Origin of the sequence: Citrobacter cronae, from assembly GCF_016893685.1 — a bacterium.
Classification (GTDB): Bacteria; Pseudomonadota; Gammaproteobacteria; order Enterobacterales; family Enterobacteriaceae; genus Citrobacter; species Citrobacter werkmanii.
Genome location: NZ_CP069763.1, coordinates 1,532,772 through 1,535,727, shown reverse-complemented (window position 1 = coordinate 1,535,727; position 2,956 = coordinate 1,532,772). Strand labels below are relative to the sequence as shown.

At 52.5% G+C, this 2,956-nt stretch carries 1 rRNA gene; it reads right to left on the bottom strand.

Annotated elements, in window-relative coordinates:
- Positions 1–20: 20 nt before the first annotated feature.
- A 23S ribosomal RNA gene (locus JSN25_RS22550) occupies positions 21–2,925 on the bottom strand.
- Positions 2,926–2,956: the final 31 nt, after the last annotated feature.

Genomic DNA, 2,956 nt, shown 5'->3' with positions numbered 1-2,956 from the left:
CAAAACATCTTCGGCGTTGTAAGGTTAAGCCTCACGGTTCATTAGTATCGGTTAGCTCAACGTATCGCTACGCTTACACACCCGACCTATCAACGTCGTCGTCTTCAACGTTCCTTCAGGAGACTCAAAGTCTCAGGGAGAACTCATCTCGGGGCAAGTTTCGTGCTTAGATGCTTTCAGCACTTATCTCTTCCGCATTTAGCTACCGGGCAGTGCCATTGGCATGACAACCCGAACACCAGTGATGCGTCCACTCCGGTCCTCTCGTACTAGGAGCAGCCCCCCTCAATTCTCCAGCGCCCACGGCAGATAGGGACCGAACTGTCTCACGACGTTCTAAACCCAGCTCGCGTACCACTTTAAATGGCGAACAGCCATACCCTTGGGACCTACTTCAGCCCCAGGATGTGATGAGCCGACATCGAGGTGCCAAACACCGCCGTCGATATGAACTCTTGGGCGGTATCAGCCTGTTATCCCCGGAGTACCTTTTATCCGTTGAGCGATGGCCCTTCCATTCAGAACCACCGGATCACTAAGACCTGCTTTCGCACCTGCTCGAGCCGTCACTCTCGCAGTCAAGCTAGCTTATGCCTTTGCACTAACCTCCTGATGTCCGACCAGGATTAGCTAACCTTCGTGCTCCTCCGTTACTCTTTGGGAGGAGACCGCCCCAGTCAAACTACCCACCAGACACTGTCCGCAACCCGGATTACGGGCCCACGTTAGAACACCAGCCATTAAAGGGTGGTATTTCAAGGACGGCTCCATGCAGACTGGCGTCCACACTTCAAAGCCTCCCACCTATCCTACACATCAAGGAACAGTGTTCAGTGTCAAGCTATAGTAAAGGTTCACGGGGTCTTTCCGTCTTGCCGCGGGTACACTGCATCTTCACAGCGAGTTCAATTTCACTGAGTCTCGGGTGGAGACAGCCTGGCCATCATTACGCCATTCGTGCAGGTCGGAACTTACCCGACAAGGAATTTCGCTACCTTAGGACCGTTATAGTTACGGCCGCCGTTTACCGGGGCTTCGATCAAGAGCTTCTCCTTACGGATAACCCCATCAATTAACCTTCCGGCACCGGGCAGGCGTCACACCGTATACGTCCACTTTCGTGTTTGCACAGTGCTGTGTTTTTAATAAACAGTTGCAGCCAGCTGGTATCTTCGACTGATTTCAGCTCCATGAGTAAATCACTTCACCTACCTATCAGCGTGCCTTCTCCCGAAGTTACGGCACCATTTTGCCTAGTTCCTTCACCCGAGTTCTCTCAAGCGCCTTGGTATTCTCTACCTGACCACCTGTGTCGGTTTGGGGTACGATTTGATGTTACCTGATGCTTAGAGGCTTTTCCTGGAAGCAGGGCATTTGTCACTTCAGCACCGTAGTGCCTCGTCATCACACCTCAGCGTTAAAAGGTACCGGATTTACCTGGAACCTCCGCCTACACGCTTAAACCGGGACAACCGTCGCCCGGCCAACATAGCCTTCTCCGTCCCCCCTTCGCAGTAACACCAAGTACAGGAATATTAACCTGTTTCCCATCGACTACGCCTTTCGGCCTCGCCTTAGGGGTCGACTCACCCTGCCCCGATTAACGTTGGACAGGAACCCTTGGTCTTCCGGCGTGCGGGTTTTTCACCCGCATTATCGTTACTTATGTCAGCATTCGCACTTCTGATACCTCCAGCAACCCTCACAGGCCACCTTCAACGGCTTACAGAACGCTCCCCTACCCAACAACACATAGTGTCGCTGCCGCAGCTTCGGTGCATGGTTTAGCCCCGTTACATCTTCCGCGCAGGCCGACTCGACCAGTGAGCTATTACGCTTTCTTTAAATGATGGCTGCTTCTAAGCCAACATCCTGGCTGTCTGTGCCTTCCCACATCGTTTCCCACTTAACCATGACTTTGGGACCTTAGCTGGCGGTCTGGGTTGTTTCCCTCTTCACGACGGACGTTAGCACCCGCCGTGTGTCTCCCGTGATAACATTCTTCGGTATTCGCAGTTTGCATCGGGTTGGTAAGTCGGGATGACCCCCTAGCCGAAACAGTGCTCTACCCCCGAAGATGAATTCACGAGGCGCTACCTAAATAGCTTTCGGGGAGAACCAGCTATCTCCCGGTTTGATTGGCCTTTCACCCCCAGCCACAAGTCATCCGCTAATTTTTCAACATTAGTCGGTTCGGTCCTCCAGTTAGTGTTACCCAACCTTCAACCTGCCCATGGCTAGATCACCGGGTTTCGGGTCTATACCCTGCAACTTAACGCCCAGTTAAGACTCGGTTTCCCTTCGGCTCCCCTATACGGTTAACCTTGCTACAGAATATAAGTCGCTGACCCATTATACAAAAGGTACGCAGTCACACCCGAAGGTGCTCCCACTGCTTGTACGTACACGGTTTCAGGTTCTTTTTCACTCCCCTCGCCGGGGTTCTTTTCGCCTTTCCCTCACGGTACTGGTTCACTATCGGTCAGTCAGGAGTATTTAGCCTTGGAGGATGGTCCCCCCATATTCAGACAGGATACCACGTGTCCCGCCCTACTCTTCGAGTTCACAACCTGTGCATTTTTGTGTACGGGACTATCACCCTGTACCGTCGGACTTTCCAGACCGTTCCACTAACACACATGCTGATTCAGACTCTGGGCTGCTCCCCGTTCGCTCGCCGCTACTGGGGGAATCTCGGTTGATTTCTTTTCCTCGGGGTACTTAGATGTTTCAGTTCCCCCGGTTCGCTTCGTTAACCTATGTATTCAGTTAACGATAGTGTGACGAATCACACTGGGTTTCCCCATTCGGAAATCGCCGGTTATAACGGTTCATATCACCTTACCGGCGCTTATCGCAGATTAGCACGTCCTTCATCGCCTCTGACTGCCAGGGCATCCACCGTGTACGCTTAGTCGCTTAACCTCACAACCCGAAGATGTTTCACTTCTGATTG